The organism is Ferranicluibacter rubi (assembly GCF_011603255.1).
GTDB lineage: Bacteria > Pseudomonadota > Alphaproteobacteria > Rhizobiales > Rhizobiaceae > Ferranicluibacter > Ferranicluibacter rubi.
In genome coordinates this window covers 430,084-447,990 of record NZ_JAANCM010000003.1, presented here as the reverse complement: position 1 = coordinate 447,990, position 17,907 = coordinate 430,084, and the positions used below count along the sequence as shown (strand labels likewise).

Annotated in this window: 13 protein-coding genes; 7 read left to right on the top strand and 6 right to left on the bottom strand. The window is 62.5% G+C overall.

What is annotated here, in order from left to right:
• Positions 1 to 43: 43 nt before the first annotated feature.
• Positions 44 to 778: a hypothetical protein gene (locus G8E10_RS08730; protein ID WP_110801544.1), complete on the bottom strand. Its 735-nt coding sequence runs from the start codon at positions 776 to 778 to the stop codon at positions 44 to 46.
• Between the two features lie 311 nt (positions 779 to 1,089).
• Here G8E10_RS08730 and G8E10_RS08725 point away from each other — a divergent pair, with 311 nt between their 5' ends.
• A complete protein-coding gene (locus G8E10_RS08725; RefSeq protein ID WP_110801545.1) occupies positions 1,090 to 3,120 on the top strand; it encodes an acyltransferase family protein in 2,031 nt (676 codons plus the stop codon).
• Positions 3,121 to 3,141: 21 nt separating this feature from the next.
• Here the strand turns inward: G8E10_RS08725 and G8E10_RS08720 are convergent, their stop codons facing one another.
• A complete protein-coding gene (locus tag G8E10_RS08720; RefSeq protein WP_245420137.1) occupies positions 3,142 to 4,524 on the bottom strand; it encodes an enoyl ACP reductase FabMG family protein in 1,383 nt (460 codons plus the stop codon).
• A gap of 610 nt (positions 4,525 to 5,134) precedes the next feature.
• Between G8E10_RS08720 and G8E10_RS08715 the strand changes: the two genes are divergently transcribed.
• Positions 5,135 to 6,730 (top strand): diguanylate cyclase, encoded by a 1,596-nt coding sequence (locus G8E10_RS08715; protein WP_146236045.1) that lies wholly within the window; start codon positions 5,135 to 5,137, stop codon positions 6,728 to 6,730.
• Positions 6,731 to 6,772: 42 nt separating this feature from the next.
• Here G8E10_RS08715 and treS read toward each other — a convergent pair whose 3' ends face one another.
• The 3 genes from treS to G8E10_RS08700 all read right to left on the bottom strand — a co-directional run bounded on the left by treS (position 6,773) and on the right by G8E10_RS08700 (position 10,297).
• Positions 6,773 to 8,839 carry a maltose alpha-D-glucosyltransferase gene (treS, locus tag G8E10_RS08710; protein ID WP_110801547.1) on the bottom strand — a complete coding sequence of 689 codons (2,067 nt, stop codon included), beginning with the start codon at positions 8,837 to 8,839 and terminating at the stop codon, positions 6,773 to 6,775.
• A 258-nt stretch (positions 8,840 to 9,097) separates the two neighbouring features.
• Complete coding sequence (locus G8E10_RS08705) at positions 9,098 to 9,298, bottom strand: hypothetical protein (protein ID WP_092936495.1); 201 nt, start codon at positions 9,296 to 9,298, stop codon at positions 9,098 to 9,100.
• A 135-nt stretch (positions 9,299 to 9,433) separates the two neighbouring features.
• Entirely contained in the window at positions 9,434 to 10,297 is an 864-nt protein-coding gene (locus G8E10_RS08700) for an alpha/beta fold hydrolase (RefSeq protein ID WP_110801548.1), read from the bottom strand.
• 294 nt (positions 10,298 to 10,591) lie between these two features.
• On the opposite strand from G8E10_RS08700, the gene G8E10_RS08695 reads away from it, so the two are divergent.
• Positions 10,592 to 11,491, top strand: a complete 900-nt coding sequence (locus G8E10_RS08695; protein WP_110801724.1) for a helix-turn-helix domain-containing protein — start codon at positions 10,592 to 10,594, stop codon at positions 11,489 to 11,491.
• Positions 11,492 to 11,539: 48 nt separating this feature from the next.
• On the opposite strand, the gene G8E10_RS08690 is transcribed toward G8E10_RS08695, so the two are convergent.
• Complete coding sequence (locus G8E10_RS08690) at positions 11,540 to 13,672, bottom strand: TonB-dependent siderophore receptor (protein ID WP_165910635.1); 2,133 nt, start codon at positions 13,670 to 13,672, stop codon at positions 11,540 to 11,542.
• A gap of 295 nt (positions 13,673 to 13,967) precedes the next feature.
• On the opposite strand from G8E10_RS08690, the gene G8E10_RS08685 reads away from it, so the two are divergent.
• From G8E10_RS08685 to G8E10_RS08670, 4 genes are read left to right on the top strand one after another with little or no spacing between them, the layout of a single operon-like run.
• The gene (locus G8E10_RS08685) at positions 13,968 to 14,960 is read left to right on the top strand and encodes an iron-siderophore ABC transporter substrate-binding protein (RefSeq protein ID WP_132712402.1); all 993 of its coding nucleotides are present in this window, start codon (positions 13,968 to 13,970) and stop codon (positions 14,958 to 14,960) included.
• Complete coding sequence (locus tag G8E10_RS08680) at positions 14,957 to 16,003, top strand: FecCD family ABC transporter permease (protein ID WP_110801550.1); 1,047 nt, start codon at positions 14,957 to 14,959, stop codon at positions 16,001 to 16,003. The genes G8E10_RS08685 and G8E10_RS08680 overlap by 4 nt, the downstream gene beginning before the upstream one ends.
• A gap of 2 nt (positions 16,004 to 16,005) precedes the next feature.
• The gene (locus tag G8E10_RS08675; protein WP_281517467.1) at positions 16,006 to 17,040 is read left to right on the top strand and encodes a FecCD family ABC transporter permease; all 1,035 of its coding nucleotides are present in this window, start codon (positions 16,006 to 16,008) and stop codon (positions 17,038 to 17,040) included.
• Entirely contained in the window at positions 17,037 to 17,852 is an 816-nt protein-coding gene (locus G8E10_RS08670) for an ABC transporter ATP-binding protein (RefSeq protein WP_110801552.1), read from the top strand. The genes G8E10_RS08675 and G8E10_RS08670 overlap by 4 nt, the downstream gene beginning before the upstream one ends.
• The last annotated feature ends 55 nt before the right edge of the window (positions 17,853 to 17,907 follow it).

The window sequence follows — 17,907 nt, the reverse complement described above, 5'->3', positions numbered from 1 at the left end:
ATCAGCGGCTTGCATAAGCTGCAACCCTACGTCAGTTTCGACATCAGTGCCTTCCAGTCAGCGAGCGCGAACAGTCAGCTCTTGGTATTTCGAGAATATCCTGAAGGCCGTAGACGTGCCGAATGCCGATGGAGTCGGACAGCCCCTGTTCCGTCGTGAAGACATCGGGGCGTTCCCGGAGTTTCGACAGCACATAGGTGTCTTCGGCGATCTGTCGCCGGGTGCTGCCCTTCTCGTTATAGGAATGGCCCATGACCGTGAGCGAGAATCCGGCCAGCGTTACCGAGGGAACGCCCACGAAGAGCGCGTAACAGAGCGCGGCGACGCCGTTCGTGACATGGCCGGTCTCGCCGATATCTCCCGGCAGGCCGCCGCACATGTGCTCGACGATCGCCTCGCGCTCCTCCTTCGTCGCCCGCATGAGGCTGTGATAGCGAACGCTGGGTTTCATCAGCAATTTCAGTCGCATGACCCAGAGTGGGCGCGTGTGCAGCCACAAAAGTCCCCGCGTGCGCACGTCGGGATGTTCCTCCCAGGACTTCTTGCGCTTGCGGAAGGTGACGTCTGCTGCAGGGAGCCCAAGCATGTTGGCGGTCTTGCCCGCATTGTTCACGTCCATGCGGGCGCAGTGTGCGACGATGTCAGGGGGTAGCGTCGGATGGGGCGCGGATCCCAGAACCAGCCAAGGCTTGTCGAGGATCTTGAGCTTGGTGAGCCAGCGGCGATGGGTTTCTCTCAGTGCCTGCAGCTCTTCCGTATCCATCTTGGCCTCACCCATGAAGTCGCGGGCCGTTCCAGGGGCACCACGATAAAGTCTCATTTTGCCGCTCTTCCCTCTGCGGGAATGTCCATCGGCATCCGTCATGCTCGCACAACATAGGACACGGATGCGCCTCGGACAGATCAGGATGTCATGCTGTTTTTTGTAAGCAGGGATCGACAGCAAAGCGCCCGGGCGGCTATGGGGCGGCTCGAAATGACGATGGGCTCGTTCAGGGCCGGTTTCTTTTCGTCGTTCTGTGCAGGAAGCGCACAGACGCCGAGACGGGGGATAAGACCATGACCACGTCGGTCGGATCGGAACGTGTAATGAGTGCCAGGCATCTCGACTATCGCCCCGACCTCGACGGGCTGCGGGCGCTCGCCATCCTGCCCGTGCTTCTCTTCCACGCCGATGTGTCTGTCTTTGGCGGCGGCTTCGTCGGGGTGGATGTGTTCTTCGTCCTCTCCGGCTACTTCATGGCAAGGATCATCCTGTCCGATCTCGTCGCGGGCACGTTCTCCTTCTCCGCCTTCTACATCCGTCGGATCCGGCGGATCATTCCCGCCCTGTTCACGATGATGGCCGTCACGGCCGTCATTGCCTGGTTCCGGCTGATGCCGGAGGAGTTCCGCTACTTCGGCGACAGCGTGCGCGCGGCCGCGCTTTTCACGGCCAATGTTCTCTTCCGGCAGGAGAGCGGCTATTTCGATATTTCCGCCGAGATGAAGCCGCTGCTGCACACATGGTCTCTGTCCATGGAGGAGCAGTTCTACATTCTGTTCCCAATCTCGCTGTTTCTCGCCTTCACCTTCGCCCGCAAGTTCATCCTGCACATCACGGGCGGTCTTATCCTGGTCTCGTTCGTCGCCTGCCTGTGGGCGACCACACATTCGCCAGAGAAAGCCTTCTTCCTCCTGCATTTCCGCGTCTGGGAACTGCTGATCGGCGCGCTGTTCGCCTTTGCTCCCCGCCCTGACTACAGCGCGCGAATGGCGGCGGGGCTCGGCATGGCCGGACTTGCCGCCATTCTGGCTGCGATCTTTCTCTATTCCGACTCCACGCCGTTTCCCGGGCCCTTCGCGGCCATTCCCGTCCTTGGTGCGGCTCTCGTCATCCATGCAGGGTCGCAAAGCTGGTTCCCCGCTCGTCTTCTGACCAATGGCGTCGCCGTCTTCATCGGCCGCATCTCCTACTCGCTGTATCTCTGGCACTGGCCGGTCATCGTCTTCTACCGGTACGAGACCGGGCATGGTCTGACGCTGGCCGACACCCTCATCGTCGTCGCTCTGTCCTTCGTCTGCGCCATCCTGTCATGGCGCTTCATCGAGCAGCCTGCCCGCTACGCCGCCGTCTTCACGTCGCGCGGGCTGGTCCTGTCGTTGATGGGGGGCAGCATGGCTGCAGCGGCCGCGTTTGGCTTTGTCGTCACACGATATGATGGACTGCCTCAGCGCCTGCCCGCGGATGTCTATGCCGTTTATTCGGCAACCTATGACCAGAGCCCGTTCTTCGCGCCGAAGTGCTTTGCGAACAGCAATGGGGATGGCCTGCATCCGCAGTCCATTCGGGATGGAGATCTCTGCCCCTTGGGCTCGCCGTCTGCCGGCCCGCCAAAGTTTCTCGTCTGGGGCGATTCGCACGCTGCTGCCATCGCGCCGGCCATCGGCGAGGCCGCACGAAAGGCTGATATCTCGGGTCTCTTTGTCGGGCGGGCCTCGTGCCCGCCCATTCCGGGGGCTGTTTTCGGACCGGATCATATCGTCGCGCGATGCGTGGAAACCAACGCTGCAATCATGAGCCTGATCGAAAAACAGCGGTTTCCTTACGTCTTCATGGTCGGCTACTGGCCGAAATATGTCCACCGCACCGAACTGCCGGAGGAGGGCGTGTTCTTCAACGCCTCTGAAGCGCTCGTTCTTCCCGACTGGTCGGCACCAGTCCGCGACAGCCTCAAGGCGACGATCGCGACGTTTACGAAACAGGGAACGCGCGTCATCCTCGTGCAGGACGTTCCGGAAATGGGCGTGAAGGTGCCAGAGGCGCTGGCGCGGGCGAAAATGACGGGGGAAAACGGGGATCTGAGCTTGCCGCTCACCTACACGCTGCAGCGCCAAAAGCTCGCTCGCGACATGCTTTCCGAGGTTGCTCGGGAAACGGGATCCTCAACCGTCGATCCGTTCGTGTCGCTCTGCGACAAGACACGATGCCATCCCGTCGCCGAAAGCGGCATCCTCTACCGCGACGGCGATCATCTCTCCCTGACAGGGGCGAAATATCTGATGCCACTTTTTAGCGAGACCATGGCCATGATCGCCAGATCTGCACACGAAACGTCGCAGCCTTCAACCGAGCGATAGACGTCGGCATTGCCGGTTCGATCAAGCAACCTTGTTCAGCTTTTCCGTCTCCGGCTGGCTCTGCGTTGTCTGCTGCACGGTCCCGGTATCGCCATGCGCGGCATTCAGGCAGCGGGCGACGAGATCGTGGTGGATCCAGCGCACTGGACCGGAAGGAGCCGATGTCGCGCCGAAGATGAGCCGGCCGGTTGCTTCGACCACCAGCGTGCTCAGAAGGTCGCTGATCAGGGCCTTGCCGTCGCGGTGCATCGCGGTGATGTCGTTGGACGTGCCGATGGTGAGATCCGCCTGAGCCTGGCTGTTGGGCATCGGCCAGGCGTTGAAGTCGTAGAACGGCACCATGACGGCGCTTGCCTGAAGCTCAGTGATCCGGCGCAGGACATCCGTGACCGTCCGACCATCGGCAAGCAATGCCTCGCATGCTTCCCACTGTTCGTCGGCCCAACGTCCGCCGTTCTCTTTCTTGAGAGCGAGCAGAAGGGGGATCAGGGGAAGCTCGATGCCGGTGAAGACGTCGGAGGAATTCGTGCGAATTTCCGGGCAGTTGTAGACGGTCGCCTTCACCCCTGCATCCCAGGCTTCGGACGCGATGGCCTCCAGGCGCATCTTGGCGAAGCCCTGCGTGTAATTCGTATAGGTCTGCCAGCGATATTCGTCACCGATCAGAATTCCGGTGCCGTGATAGCCATAGGCCGTGTAGCGCACTGCGCTGCCGGATGCCTCGACCCGCGTGCGGATGGCTGCGCTGGCGTCGATGAGATGGCGGAAGGTGTTGGCCGAGACTTCGTCGAAATTCTGCAGAATCAGCTTGCCCATGTCGCTGTCGAGCAGGGTCTGCGACGACATGTGACGGGCGCCGGTGCCCTTGTAGATCCTGTTGGCGACGACGAGCAGAACCTTCGCCTTCGGAATGCCGCCGGCCATCGTATGCGCGAAGAACACGTTGCGACCATCGGGGATCATGCCGTCGAGCGTTGCCATGACCTGCGCCAGCGCCGTTTTGAACCGGTCCGTCGCAATGGTCTTGCAGGTTTCGATGTGGTCCCAGTCGATCTTGGCATCCTGCCAGGTCTGGAGCGTCATCTCGGCCAGAAGATCCGTCGGCGTCGGGCCGCCGTCCGGGCCGTCGAGATCGAAGCCCGCCATCAGCGGCACATTGATGATCTTGCCGCCCAGACGTTCCTCGGCTGCCGAAAGCTCTTCCTGCGTCAGAGGTCGCAACGCGTTGTTCTCGTCACGCCGACCGACCGTGATGCCGACGATCTGCATGCCGGCCTTGCGCACCTGATCGAGAAGCCCCGTCGCGTAGCCGCGCCCAAACAGCTCTCCGAAGAGAACGAAGATATCGCCCTTCCGAAACAGCGTGTTCTCGGCGATGCTTTCCAGTGCGATCGGCTTTTTCATGGTCATGTCTTCAGGTCGTGGGTCGTTGCGCGCAGTTCGCAACAGTCGTTGATGATCCCATGAACGGAGTTGGCCGCAATGGAAAGTCATTTAACGTGACGGATTATATCGAAACGTGAACCGGACGTGCCATTGACGACGGGCGCTGCCGGCCAGTCAGGTCTTGCGAATGGACAGCAGCCAGGCTTCCGACCCGTTGCCGGCTTGGGATGGTCTTCGGTTGACGTCTGATCTTCTCCGCCGAGCCGTTGTGCCGACAAGGCATATCACACCTTAAAAGGGTGTCTGCGAGCCTTGACGCAGAAGACCGCGTCTCGCGGGTGCTACGTTGGATTGTACAGGCAAAGAACGCAGTGAAGTATTCACCCCTAGAAATTGGGTTTTGAATTCCAGTAAAAATTGGAATATCTGAATATTCATTTTTTCGAATAGAGATAATATCTCATAAAATGTCGATTCTTCGAATATTGATTTTCAAATCTGCGCAATATTCGTCTGTCTAGACTTCTTATAACTTGAATTCCTGTGGCGGCGGCCAATCTCCATCTTCTCATGACGACGGAGGTCGATATGGACGACATGATGAAGAAGCGGCGTACGCGCGGAGCTGGTGCTTTGGGTGATATTACGGCGACGAAGCAAGCCGTTAAGGAAATGCAGCGCCGGCAAGATGAGGAGCGGCGACAGAAGACGGAGCGGCTGCGCGCGCAGCGGCTGGGAACCGTTTTGGGCGGAGCTGATGGGCCAGTGCCTTTTCCCGTGCAACTCGATGCCGTCATCGAACGTTTCGACATTGATGGATCATGATCAGCACTCTGTTCTCCGCCCGGTATCGTTTCTGCGCAGGTTTTCCATACGAGCCGCGAAGCGAAGAGCCATGATGGAAGCGTTGGAGGAAAATGCGGAATCCCGCCTTGCCTTGTTCGACTTCGCCTTTCGCCATGCGCCCATCGGCATGGCGCTTGTGGATACGCAGGGTCGTATCGTGCGGGGGAACAAGGCGTTCTCCCGGATGATCGGCATCTCGCCCGAGAATCTCAACGGCGTCGCGTTCGCAGATTTCACCCATCCCGACGATCTTGAAGCCGATGTGCGCCTTTTCAACGAAGTCCTGGCGCGGCGGCGAGACGGCTACACGATCGAAAAGCGTTACATTCGCCCGGATAAGGCGCCGCTTCATGTTCGAATTCACGTCGCCGCCATGCGGGATGGCGAAGGAGAGGTTGTTCGGTTCATCACGCAGGTGGAAGACATTACCCAGGCGAAGGATGCGGAGCGGCAGCTTGCCGAACGTGCGGCACAGCTGGAACTGGCACTGGAAGCCGTCAGAGGCGGGTTCTGGCAGCTCGATATTCCCGCCCGAACCTTTGAAACATCCGATCGTCTTGCGCACTACATCGACGGCCCGGATGCCGCGCGGCTCGACCTCGAGGCGTATCTCGGCAAGATCAGTCGTCTGGATATGGCCGCCGCTGACCTCACGCCCTTGATCGAGGGTACGATCGACCAGAACGTTGCCGAATACAGGTTGAACACCATTGCCGGAGAGCGGTGGATGCGTTGTGATCGTCGCCTGTTGCGGGACGCGGATGGCCGGCCGCTGAAGATCGTGGGTATGGCGATCGATTTTACCGAGGAGCATCGCCAGATCGAGCGCCTGCAGCGCAATTCGCAGACGGATAGCCTGACCGGGCTGTTGAACCGGCGTGGCCTTGAGGCGCGCTTCCCGCAGATGGGCTCTTCATCCGGCTATGCCGTTCTGGTGATCGACCTTGATGGGTTCAAGCAGGTGAACGACCGCTACGGCCATGCAGCCGGCGACACCGTCCTTCAAGAAGCCGCCAACCGGTTGATGTCGTGCGTCCGGGGCGATGATCTCGTAAGTCGGGTGGGCGGGGACGAGTTCGTCGTCGTCATCGCCGGCGACAGGGAAACGGGCGTCACCGTCGCCAACCGCATGGTCGGCACGATGCGCGCACCGTTCTCGTTGCGCGACCCTGGCACAGACGCGGATGTCCTGGTCGATGTGCGCGCAAGCATCGGTGGCGTATGGGCTGTGGTCAACAGTGAACTCGACGGCATGATCGCGCATGCGGATACGTTCCTGTACCGCGTGAAAGCCTCGGGGAAAGACGGGGTCGGCTTCGACCGTCAAGCCTTCCCGTTACGGACCATCCGCGACGAGAGCGCCGTGCGTCACGATTGACGCGGCGCTCTCTAAGACCGGTCGGATCAATCACAACCCCGGTCAAGCCAGAACGGGCAGTGTTCCCACGATGCGAAGCGCCAGACCCTCATAGGGTTCGAGGTTGATCGTCAGCGCTCCGTCTTCCTGAAGGTCGCCTTCGATCGTTTCGCCGATCATGTCGACCACCGGGCCGGGCGTGACGTTTGGCAGCACGATCACCTCTTCCAGCGCCGTGTCGCCAAAGTTCAGCGCGGTCACCTGCGTGCCGCGCCCGTCGGGCAGCTCGTGCACCATCACGAGAAGTCCCAGTGCCGTCGTATCGGGGATCAACACTTGCCGGCTGGCGGCAAAGCCATAGGCTTCCCGGACGGCAAGGAGCCGCTTCAGCTGGCTGGCAAAGGAGTCCGGTTGCGTCAGCTGCTCCGTCACCGGGCCGTAGAGTGCGCGGGCGCGTGGAATGCCCTCGGCGGATTGCGCGGCATCCGACTGACCCGTGAGGTCGTAGGCGCCGCGCTCGATCCACCGGGTATCGCCGTCTCCCATCAGATGCTGCACGTCATCGGGGCTGACCGGCAGGGCGCCGACCAGATCCCAGCCGGACAAAGCGAAGATGCCGGGCTGGAACGCGTTGTACATGACGAGCAGCAGATGGATCTTGCGGATGAGCTTCACCGTATCGTCGTCGATCGTGTCGAGATCGGCGATGTTGAGGGCAGCCGTGATCACGCTGGCAGTGGTGCAGGCGATACCGTTCGTGACGAAGGGCAGGTTGTAGGGGGCGTTCGCGCCGGATAGCCGCTCGCGGATCACGTCGCGCAGGTGCATGCGCAACGTCCGGCCCTGCCAGGTCTGGCCGCTGAAACTGTAGATGTCATCCGCATGCAGCGTCCAGAAATGCACAAGCTCCGTCGTCAGCTCGTCATGGTTCTGGAGGGCGTGGATAAGGGATGCGGGATCGATGCCGAACTCGTGCACGGTGCGCAGCATCATGCGCAGCCACTCGGTATTCCCGGTCAGGAGCGCATGGTGATAGGCCGGGCGGGTGATAAAGTCATAGGATAGATCGGCACCGCCCTTCGACATCGCGGCGATATCGTCCACCGTCAGGTTGAGCTCCTGGAACGAGAAGCCACCCGCCTTGCGCACCATCCCGGCCAGCAGGGCGTTGCCCGTCAGCGATAGCGGATGGCTCTCTGACCAGGCGGGGCCGTCCAGCCGGCGCTCGACGCCGAGGAAGCCGTTGGCATCCAGACGGAGACCGCGGGCGCCGAGCTGGTCGATGGAGTGCAGGGCGTCGCCGATGATCATCTGCTGGGCCGCAAAGGTCGGGTCGAGCCAGTTGAGGCTCGGCTGCCCCTCCTTGAAATAATGGAGGTAGACCCAGCGGCGCAGCTTGCCGTCCACGCCTTCCACCGGCGCCGTCGCGCTCCAGTCGGTTTCCTTCACGCCCGGCTCGAAGAAGATGACGCGCTGGAGTTGGCCGACGATGAAGCCCTTTTCCTTGAGGTAATCGACCGCTTCCGTGCCCAGGTTCACGGCGTCGCGCCCCTCTGCCACCTCGGGCAGATGCGACCATTCCTCCTCGGGGATCTCCACCATGTGGTAGAGGCCGGGATAGGAGCCAACCTTCATCTCGGCGAGCCGGAAGTCCGCGCCCTTGCCGGTGTGGGAGGGGATGACGTCATCGATGACGATCGCGTTGAAGGCGGCAGCCATGCGGCTGATGGCCACGAACTCTTCCGTCGTGCCGAAGGCCGGGTCGATGTCGAAGCCGATGCGGTCGAAGTTGCCGTCGATGGTCGGCGTGTAGGCGCCATCCTTCAGGCCACCCGATCTTTTCGTGGGGCCGACATGGATACCGCGCACGCCGATGGAAGAGAGGGCCGACCAGAGCTGGGGGTCGCCCAGCGTCTTCAGCACCGAGTCTCCTTCCCGCGTGATGACGGAAGGCGGGTAGGCGGTGAACCAGACCGAGGCGAAGGCGGAGGCCGAGCGTGGGCGCGGCTCGGCATAAGGCCTTTGCCAGAACCTCCCTTGTCCACCGTAATTCTCGGCAAACTGTCGCGCCTGATGCAGCATGGAGGAGGATACGAGGTTCTCGATATCGTCTTTGATAGGTAATGTCATCTCAGCTTCTGATCCCGCGCCTGTGCATGGCCGTGCCTTTGGTCCATGCTGATCGATGTAGGCGTCGCGCGGCGAAAGGAAACGGCAAGGTCGAACTTCAGTCGACGGTCTGGCGCCGGAATAGGATGACGATGATGCCACGAGCTGACAGGCTCGGAATCGCCAGACGCCGGCGCAGCAAGGTTCTGATGCCTCGATCGCGACCGGCGTGGCAAGTTTGTCGGCGGCCGCTTGCAGGTGAAGCGGCCGCCTTGAAGATTAGTTTGCCGGCGGTGTTGCAGGTGCCGGAGCCGGCGTGGTGGTGGCCGGCGGTGTCGTTGTCGGTGCGGGAGCAGGGGTCGAAGCTGCCGGCGGCGTGACGGGCGGTGCCGGAGCCGGCTCAGGCGTGCGCAGGACGCTCCAGAGAACGATGACGACGATGACAGCGACGACGGCTGCGATAATGGTGTTGCGGTTCAATTTTGCCTCCTTGGTTAGCTATACTAACCTATCCGCGAAAGCAGAATTGTCCAAGCTTTTCATGAAAGAAGCAGAATACGGCAGCATTTCCGCCGAAGCGCTGCCCGACAATCGAGCGGTGCGGGCGCTGCTTGCCTATTTTGCGAGGAACGCCAGCGCCCGTGCGACGAAGGCTTCGTGATACTGGAAGATGCCGCCATGCCCGGCATCGTCATAGATCACGAGGTCCGCATTGGGGATGCGTCTGGCGAGATCTTTCGAGTTGACCGTGGGCACCATCTTATCCTGATCGCCATTGGCGACGAGCACGGGCTGGCGGATTGCAGAGAGATCCTGTGGCCTCTGCAGGCCCCATGCCTTGATCGCCTTCAGCTGGCGAAGGAACGCGCCTAAGGCAATCGGCTTGTCCCGATCCGCCTTGCGCTCCTTCAGCCGGTCGAGAAAAGCGCTCGCCGCTCTGCGGCCGTTCGCGGTCGAGGTGAAGAAGAGATAGTACTTCGGATCGCGAAAGGTCAGCATCCCCTTCAGGATTGGGATCCGCGAGACGGCGCCCACCTTGCTGATACCCTCTCCGCCCGCGGGGCCGGTGCCGGTGAGGATGAGCTTGCGGACGAGATGCGGCGCCTTCAGGGCGACGTCCTGTGCGACGAACCCGCCGAGCGAAAAGCCGAGAATATCGACGGTACCGAGACCCAGCGCGCGGATGAAGGCAATGGCATCCTCCGCCATTTCGCCAATCGTCAGCGGCGCCTTGCCACCGGAGGCCCCGACACCGCGATAGTTATAGGCAATCACGGTGCGCGTTGCGGCGAGGCCATCGACGATGCGAGGGTCGAAATTGTCCAACGTTGCGCCCCAGTGATTGAGCATGACCAAGGGAACATCCGCGCCACCGCCAAGCTGCCGGTAGACGAAGGTGGTGCCTGCGATATCGACGCTTTTCGTCGGCGCGTCTTTCCACGAGATTTTGCTGATGTGCAACGTGCGGGCTTCGGTCATGTGCGTCTTCTCGGTTCCTGATCGGTGGCAGCTGCGCGGCAGCGGGGATAGTCCTGATGCTTGCGACGCCTTAAATATGATGATCGTCATCATTGATATCTTTGTATTACGACCATAATCTTTTTGTCAATCGGCACGCGTCAATATTCGAGACGATGGCTGCCGACGACGACGCCCTTGTCTTGATCCGGTAAATCTGACAAAAACCGTCAGCTTAGCGTGGCATTCGATGGCATCGCGGGTTTGTCGATCTGCAAGCCGATGAACGGGTTTCAAGCAAGCGGGCATTTCATCATGAGCTTCTGGCATACGATGTCGTGGAAGACGGACGGGATTACCGTTTCGGCTCCGGTGCAGTGGCGGCAGCTGGATGGCATGGTGACGGTGCTCTGGGAGGCGGAAAGCCAGGCCGGGGCGAGCGGCTATTATCTGGCGGACGATCCGCGCATCATGTTCTTCTTCAACGACGTTTCGCCGAACGTGCGCATTTCCAACCGCAGCGATGATTTTACCCGCAACGCGCGCGCTATGCCGCGTGCCGTCTATGTGCCGGCAGGCATGCCGATGTGGACGACGAGCCGGAGCGCGCACCGCTTCAGCCATCTCAATCTTCATCTGCACAAGGACCGGATTCTTCGCTACCTCGCGCCGTCGGTCGGCAGTTCCTGCGCGCAGGCGGCGCTTCGTCGTCCGGCCGAACTTCACGATATCGCCGGTATCGACGCGCTCGCGCGGCTGCTTGCAACCGAGATCCGGTCTCCGACCAAACATGCCGTCTACGCCGAGAGCCTCGTCGGCAGCATCGTGGCGGGGCTGCTCGATATTCCGGCTGAAGCCGACCAGAGGGCTGGAGGCCGCCTGACGCAGGCGCAGATGAACAAACTGCTCGTGCATGTGGACAAGGTCGGCGGCTATCGCATGTCGGTTGCCGACATGGCCGCAACCGTCGGCCTCTCGGAAAGCTGGTTCTCAAGCGTCTTCAAGAAAACGACCGGCCAGACGCCGCTGCAATGGCAGCTCTGCAAGCGCATCGAACAGGCCAAGCAGATGCTCGGCAAGGGCGACCTGCCGGTGGCCAGCATTGCGGCGCAACTTGGCTTCTCCGACCAGGCGCACCTGACCAAAGTGTTCCGGCAGGTGGAGGGCGAGACGCCGGCTGCGTGGCGGCGTCTGCAACAGTTTCGGGCCTTGTAACGCCCGCCTCACGCTGGGCGGGCAGGCGGCGGCGTCCGAGCTGTTAGGTCACCACGTCTGGCGAAGCGTCGCCATCAGCTTTCGGCCCGGATTGTAGTAGACGGCGCCCGAATCCGTGCTCGCGATGTGCTTCTCGTCGAACACATTGTTGACGTTCAGCTGGAACGTCGTGTTCTCCTGGACTTTGTAGGTGTAGGCCACGTCGAACACGACGGCACTTTCCGACGACGCCGTATTGCCGATGTCGGTATAGTAAGAGTCGAGGTAGCGTGCACCGACGCCGAAGGTCATGTCGCCGCGCGCGCCTTGTCCCGCCAGCGTGTAAGTGCCCCAGATCGAGGCGAGGTGCTTGGGAACCCGCATCAGCCGGTTGCCGTCATTGTCGCCGCCGGGTTCGTCGATCTTGGAGTCGATGTAGCTATAGGCCGCGATGATATCGATCTGATCCGTGACTTCCGCCTTAGCCTCCAGTTCGAAGCCGCGATGCCGCACCTTTTCCACCGTCTGCGGCAGGTAGGTCACCTGATCGTAGACGGTGATGTTGCCCTTGGTCAGGTCGTAGACGGATGCGGTGATGAGCGCGGGGAAGGCTTCGGGCCGGTACTTGATGCCGAGCTCGTACTGCTTGCCGGTCGTCGGGTCCGCGCCGGAGGCGGGCGGTGCCGCGGATTCCGCATAGCTGATGTAGGGCGCCAGTTCCTCGGTGATCTTGTAGCTCGCACCGATGCGCTTGGTGAATTCGCTATGGTTGCCCGAAGCCGTGGAGCCGGCGAGGAGATCCGTTTCGCTGAGATCCAGCCAGTCGTTGCGCAGGCCGACGCTGACAGTCAGCTTGTCGAAGAAGGTCAGGTCCTGCTGCAGATAGACGGCGGCCGTCTTCTGGTCGTTGTTGACGCTGGAATAAGGAGAGAGGCTGCCTGGGCCGCCGGAATAGATCGGGTTCTCCCAGTCGATCGATGGCGCCGATGTGTAGAAATTGTCTGTGTCGGACTCGAATTTGTTATACTCGGTGCCGAACAGCGTCCGGCTCTCGACGGTGTCGGTGCGGGTCTCGTAGACGAGGTTCGCATCGATGATGAACTGCTCGGACGACTTGTCACTGCCGAAGAAGTAGCGGCTCGCTGTGGTCGAGCCGTCCGTCGGCGTTCCCCCGATATAGGCGCTGCCGAACCCGTCGTTCAGGTTGCTGTAGCGTGCGTTGGAACCGAAGCTCAGGCCGTTGCCGAAGTCATGGTCGAACATGACGCTATAGCTGTTGCGGTTCGTTTCGCTGAAATAATAGTCCGGCTCGCCGAAGAACGTGTCCCGGTCGAAATCCGTCCCCAGCGGATGGCCGCCGCTGCCGGGAACGCCGTCCTTGTCGAGATGATCGAAGACGACGGTCAGGTTCGTGGCCGCATCCGGGCGCCAGGTCAGGCCGCCCATGATGAAGTTCTCGTCGTCCTGGGAATAGTCGTATTCGGCATCGGCGCGCTGGAACTTGCCCGTGAGGCGGTAGGACAGCGTGTCGTCGCCGGTCAGGTTGTCGCCGAAGTCGAAGCCGAGTTCCTTGTGCGCGAACGAGCCGCCGGTGCCGTAGACCTCGCCGAAACGCTCCCGCTTTGGTGTCTTGGTCACGTAGTTGACCGATCCGCCCGGCTCGGCCGCGCCGAAGCCGGAGGAGCTGGCACCTTTGAGCACCTCGATCCGCTCATAGGCGTAAGGCTCCTCGCGCGTGCCGGCAAAGGTCCGGCCGATCGCCAGCCCGTCGCGATAGGTGTAGGGCGTGAAGCCGCGAATGTCGAAATAGTCGTAGCGATCGTCCGAGCCGTAGAAATCGGTAACCACGCCGGCCGTGTACTGCACCACCTGCTCGACGGTATCGGCGCCGCGCTGCTCGATCTCCTTCGAGGTAATGACGGAGACCGAGGCCGGTGCCTTCAGGATGTCTGTCGGCAGCTTGCCGGTGGCGGTCGTTTCGGTCGCGACGATGGATTGCGAATCATTGTCCGTGTTGAGCACGGTTCCGCTCGACCCGCCCTGGACGACAATGGTTTCGAGCGCCGTCGCGCCGCTCGCCGCATCCTGGGCAGACGCAATCGCCGGCGACAGGGCGACCAGTGCGGTGCAGCCGAGAAGGATGGCGCTCCGGCGGGAAAGCGGCGCGAGCCTCCGGTGGGTGCGTGTTCTATCGATGTCCATGTGCAGTATCCAGATTGACGTGACGCGAGGGCGGCCGGCAGGGCCGGTCGGTATTTCCGAGTGGGTTCGCACCGCGCGTCAGCGTGATATCTCGGCGTCCAGGTCGCTCGACTGCGTGTTCGTCCCCGCCTTCCTATAACTGGAGGCATTTTATCGAGTATTGTCGAATCCACCGGTTTTGTAGAATCCGATGGCTAACTATCCCCACTTTCCGGGGTGGTGTTGCTTTACCGTTGACGCCACGGGGTGAAGCTGAGAGTTGAGGTCAACTTATGTCCGTTGAAGGGATCGGGAGATGAGATTTTTCCGCTTCGCCACGCAGATCGTCATGGCTGTCTGGCTGCTCGCGCAGGGTCATGCGCTGGCTGCCGAGGGCGACGCCTATCCAATCACCATCCAGCATGCGTTCGGCACGACGATCATCGAGAAGAAGCCGGAGCGCGTGGCGGCCGTCGCCTGGGCGAACCATGAAGTGCCGCTTGCGCTTGGCATCGTCCCCGTCGGCATGGCGCGCGCCAATTTCGGAGACGACGACAATGACGGGATCCTTCCCTGGGTAAAGGCGCGCCTGGACGAACTGGGTGGCGAGACGCCGGTGCTCTTCGACGAAGGCGACGGGATCGACTTCGAAGCGGTCGCGGCGACCCGTCCGGATGTGATCCTTGCGGCTTACTCCGGCATCAGCCAGGCGGACTACGACACGTTGAGCCAGATCGCGCCCGTCGTCGCTTATCCCCAGGCGCCTTGGTCCACCGACTGGCGCGAGACGATCCGGCTGGACAGCGCCGGGCTCGGCATGGCGAAGGAGGGCGAGGCGCTGATCGCCGGAATCGAGGCCGACATCGCCGGCACGCTCGCCGGGCATCCGGAATTGAAGGGTAAATCGGCGATGTTCATAACGCATCTCAGCGCGTCGGACCTCAGCATCATCAATTTCTACACGACCAATGACACGCGGGTGAAGTTCTTCGGCGATCTCGGGCTGGCCTCGCCGAAAAGCGTTCTTCAGGCCTCGCAGCCGGGGAAATATTCCGGGTCCGTCAGCGCCGAGCAGATCGATGCGTTCGACGATGTCGATATTCTCGTGACCTATGGCGATCAGGCGCTGTTCGATTCGCTGAAGGCCAATCCACTGACACGGCACATGCCGGCGGTTGCGAACGGAGCGCTCGTTATGCTCGGCAACGATCCTGTGGGCAACGCCGCGAACCCGACGCCGCTCTCGATCCGCTGGGTGCTGAAGGACTACGTCGCCCGGCTCAGCGAGGCGGCTAAGGCAGGGAAATGACGGCGGCCTCCATCAAAATTCCCGTGCGCGTCCACGGCATCGTCGCCCGCTCCAGCCGGACCCGCGGCCTCTGGCTTCTCGTGCTCGTCGCCGTGCTCGCGCTGCTCTCGGCCCTGTCGGTCACCATCGGCACGCGCGATGTCGCCTGGGCCGAAATCATGGCGGCGCTGGGCGGCGGGCAGGAGACGATCGGGCAGGCGGCGGTCGCGCTTCGCATGCCCCGCACGCTGCTCGCCGTGCTTTCGGGTGCCGCACTCGGGCTTGCCGGCGCGATCATGCAGGGCGTTACGCGCAATCCGCTTGCCGATCCCGGCATTCTCGGCGTCAATATGGGGGCGTCGCTTGCCGTGGTCATCGGCGTCGCCTGGTTCGGGATAACGTCGGCGCATGCCTATATCTGGACGGCGATCCTCGGTGCGGGCGGGGCTGCGGTCTTCGTCTATACGATCGGATCGCTCGGCCGGGGCGGGGCGACGCCGCTGAAGCTGGCGCTGGCGGGTGCCGCCACCTCCGTCGCCTTCGCCTCTCTGGTCATCGCGATTGTTCTGCCCCGTGGCGATATCGCAGGCGGCATCCATGCCTGGCAGATCGGCGGCGTCGGTGGCGCGACCTATGATCGCGTCGTTCCCGTGCTGCCGTTTCTGGGCGTCGGCTTTGCCATCAGCCTGTTGTCGGCCCGCAAGCTGAATTCGCTGGCTCTTGGCGACGATGTGGCTGCAGGCCTCGGCGAGCATGTGGCGACGGCCCGCGCCGTGGCCTCGCTCGGCGCGATCCTGCTGTGCGGCGCGACCACGGCCGTCTGCGGGCCCATCGGTTTTCTCGGTCTTGTGGTGCCGCACCTCTGCCGAACGCTGATCGGCGTCGATCACCGTTGGCTGCTGCCGTTTTCGGCCCTCGGCGGCGCGGCCTTGCTGCTTGGCGCCGATATTCTCGGGCGCATCGTCGCCCGGCCGGGCGAGATCGATGTCGGCATCATCACCGCGCTGATCGGTGCGCCGTTCTTCATCTGGATCGTGCGGCGGCAGCGGGTGCGCGAATTGTGAATATGTCGTCTCCGACCATCGATCTCCTTGCCGTCAACCGCCGGCGCAAGGCGCGCCGCCATTCGATCGCGCTTGCGCTTTTGCTCGCGCTGGTCGTCGTCCTCTTCGGCTTCACCCTCTCGGTCGGGCAGAGCGTCATCGCGCCCCTGGATGTCCTGCGGGTGCTCTCGGGCGAGCCCATTCCCGGTACGTCCTTCACCGTCGGGCAATTGCGCCTGCCGCGCGCCGTGCTCTCGATTCTTTCCGGCCTCTGCTTCGGCCTTGGGGGTGTCGCCTTTCAGGTCATGCTGCGCAATCCGCTGGCGAGCCCCGACATTATCGGCATCACGTCGGGCGCGGGTGCGGCGGCCGTGTTCGCCATCGTCGTTCTCCAGATGTCGGGGCCGATGGTGTCGCTTCTGGCGGTCGGCGCCGGGCTTGGGGTTGCCGTGCTGGTCTACGGCTTGTCGTTCCGCAACGGCGTCGGCGGCACGCGCCTGATCTTGGTCGGCATCGGCGTCTCCGCCATGTTGCAAAGCGTCATCGCCTACATCCTCTCCACCGCACCGTCCTGGAGCCTGCAGGAGGCGATGCGCTGGCTGACGGGCAGCGTCAACGGCGCCCAACTGCAACAGGCGCTGCCGCTTCTTCTCGCACTCGCCGTCTTCGGCGGAGTCCTTCTCAGCCGCACCCGTGATCTCGAAGCGCTCAGGCTCGGCGACGACACTGCGTCGGCCCTCGGCGTCCGCGTCTCGCAAACCCGCATGCTGGTCATCGTCTCCGCTGTCGGCATGATCGCGGCGGCGACCGCCGTCACCGGGCCGATCGCCTTCGTCGCTTTCCTCGCAGGGCCGATCGCGGCGCGCATCGTGCGGTCGAACGGATCGCTCCTCCTGCCGGCAGCCCTTGTCGGGGCGATCCTCGTGCTCCTTGGGGACTATGTCGGGCAGGTGCTGCTTCCCAGCCGCTACCCCGTCGGCGTCATCACCGGAGCGCTTGGCGCGCCCTACCTCATTTTCCTGATCGTCCGCGTCAACCGGACCGGAGGTTCGCTGTGACCGATCATTCCCTCGTCGCGACCGAGCTTTCCGCAGGCTATGACGGCAAGGAGATCCTGAAGGGGCTGGACCTGACGATCCCCTCAGGCCGGATCACCGTGATCGTCGGTGCCAATGCCTGTGGAAAGTCCACCTTCCTGCGCACCCTGTCGAGGCTGCTCACCCCGACGAAGGGGCATGTCTTGCTCGACGGCACGTCGATCCACCGTACCCCGGCGCGTCAGCTTGCCCGGACGCTCGGCCTCCTGCCGCAGGCGCCGATCGCGCCGGAGGGCATCACCGTTGCCGATCTCGTCAGCCGCGGCCGCCATCCCCACAAGAGCCTGTTCTCCCGCTGGACGCGCAAGGATGACGAGGCCGTGGACGGCGCGCTTGCCGCAACGAAAACGTTCGATCTTGCCGAGAGGCCCGTCGACGAGCTTTCCGGCGGCCAGCGCCAGCGCGTCTGGATCGCCATGGCGCTTGCCCAGGAAACCGAAATCCTGCTGCTGGACGAACCCACGACTTTCCTCGACATCAACCACCAGATCGAGGTGCTCGATCTGCTCACCGACCTCAACCGCGAGCGCGGCACGACGGTGGTGATGGTGCTGCACGATCTCAACCTCGCGGCACGCTATGCCGATGATCTGGTGGCGATGGCCGGGGGAAAGATCCACGCCTTCGGCACCCCGGAAGAGGTGCTGACCGAAGACATGGTCCGTGAGGTCTTCGGCCTGGAAAGCCGCATCATCGAAGATCCCCTGTCCGGGCGCCCGATGATGCTGCCGATCGGACGTCACAGGATGGCTGGCATCGGCGCGAGCCTTTAGGGCATCGCGGCGATGCGTGATATCCTTCACGCTCAGTCGTTGATCTCCGGCCATA

Coding starts and splice junctions, on each gene's coding strand:
- G8E10_RS08700 (WP_110801548.1), bottom strand. CDS start 10,297: ATGACCGAAGCCCGCACGTTGCACATCAGCAAAATCTCGTGGAAAGAC.
- G8E10_RS08730 (WP_110801544.1), bottom strand. CDS start 778: ATGGGTGAGGCCAAGATGGATACGGAAGAGCTGCAGGCACTGAGAGAA.
- G8E10_RS08725 (WP_110801545.1), top strand. CDS start 1,090: ATGAGTGCCAGGCATCTCGACTATCGCCCCGACCTCGACGGGCTGCGG.
- G8E10_RS08675 (WP_281517467.1), top strand. CDS start 16,006: ATGTCGTCTCCGACCATCGATCTCCTTGCCGTCAACCGCCGGCGCAAG.
- G8E10_RS08685 (WP_132712402.1), top strand. CDS start 13,968: ATGAGATTTTTCCGCTTCGCCACGCAGATCGTCATGGCTGTCTGGCTG.
- G8E10_RS08690 (WP_165910635.1), bottom strand. CDS start 13,672: ATGGACATCGATAGAACACGCACCCACCGGAGGCTCGCGCCGCTTTCC.
- G8E10_RS08680 (WP_110801550.1), top strand. CDS start 14,957: ATGACGGCGGCCTCCATCAAAATTCCCGTGCGCGTCCACGGCATCGTC.
- treS (WP_110801547.1), bottom strand. CDS start 8,839: ATGACATTACCTATCAAAGACGATATCGAGAACCTCGTATCCTCCTCC.
- G8E10_RS08720 (WP_245420137.1), bottom strand. CDS start 4,524: ATGAAAAAGCCGATCGCACTGGAAAGCATCGCCGAGAACACGCTGTTT.
- G8E10_RS08695 (WP_110801724.1), top strand. CDS start 10,592: ATGAGCTTCTGGCATACGATGTCGTGGAAGACGGACGGGATTACCGTT.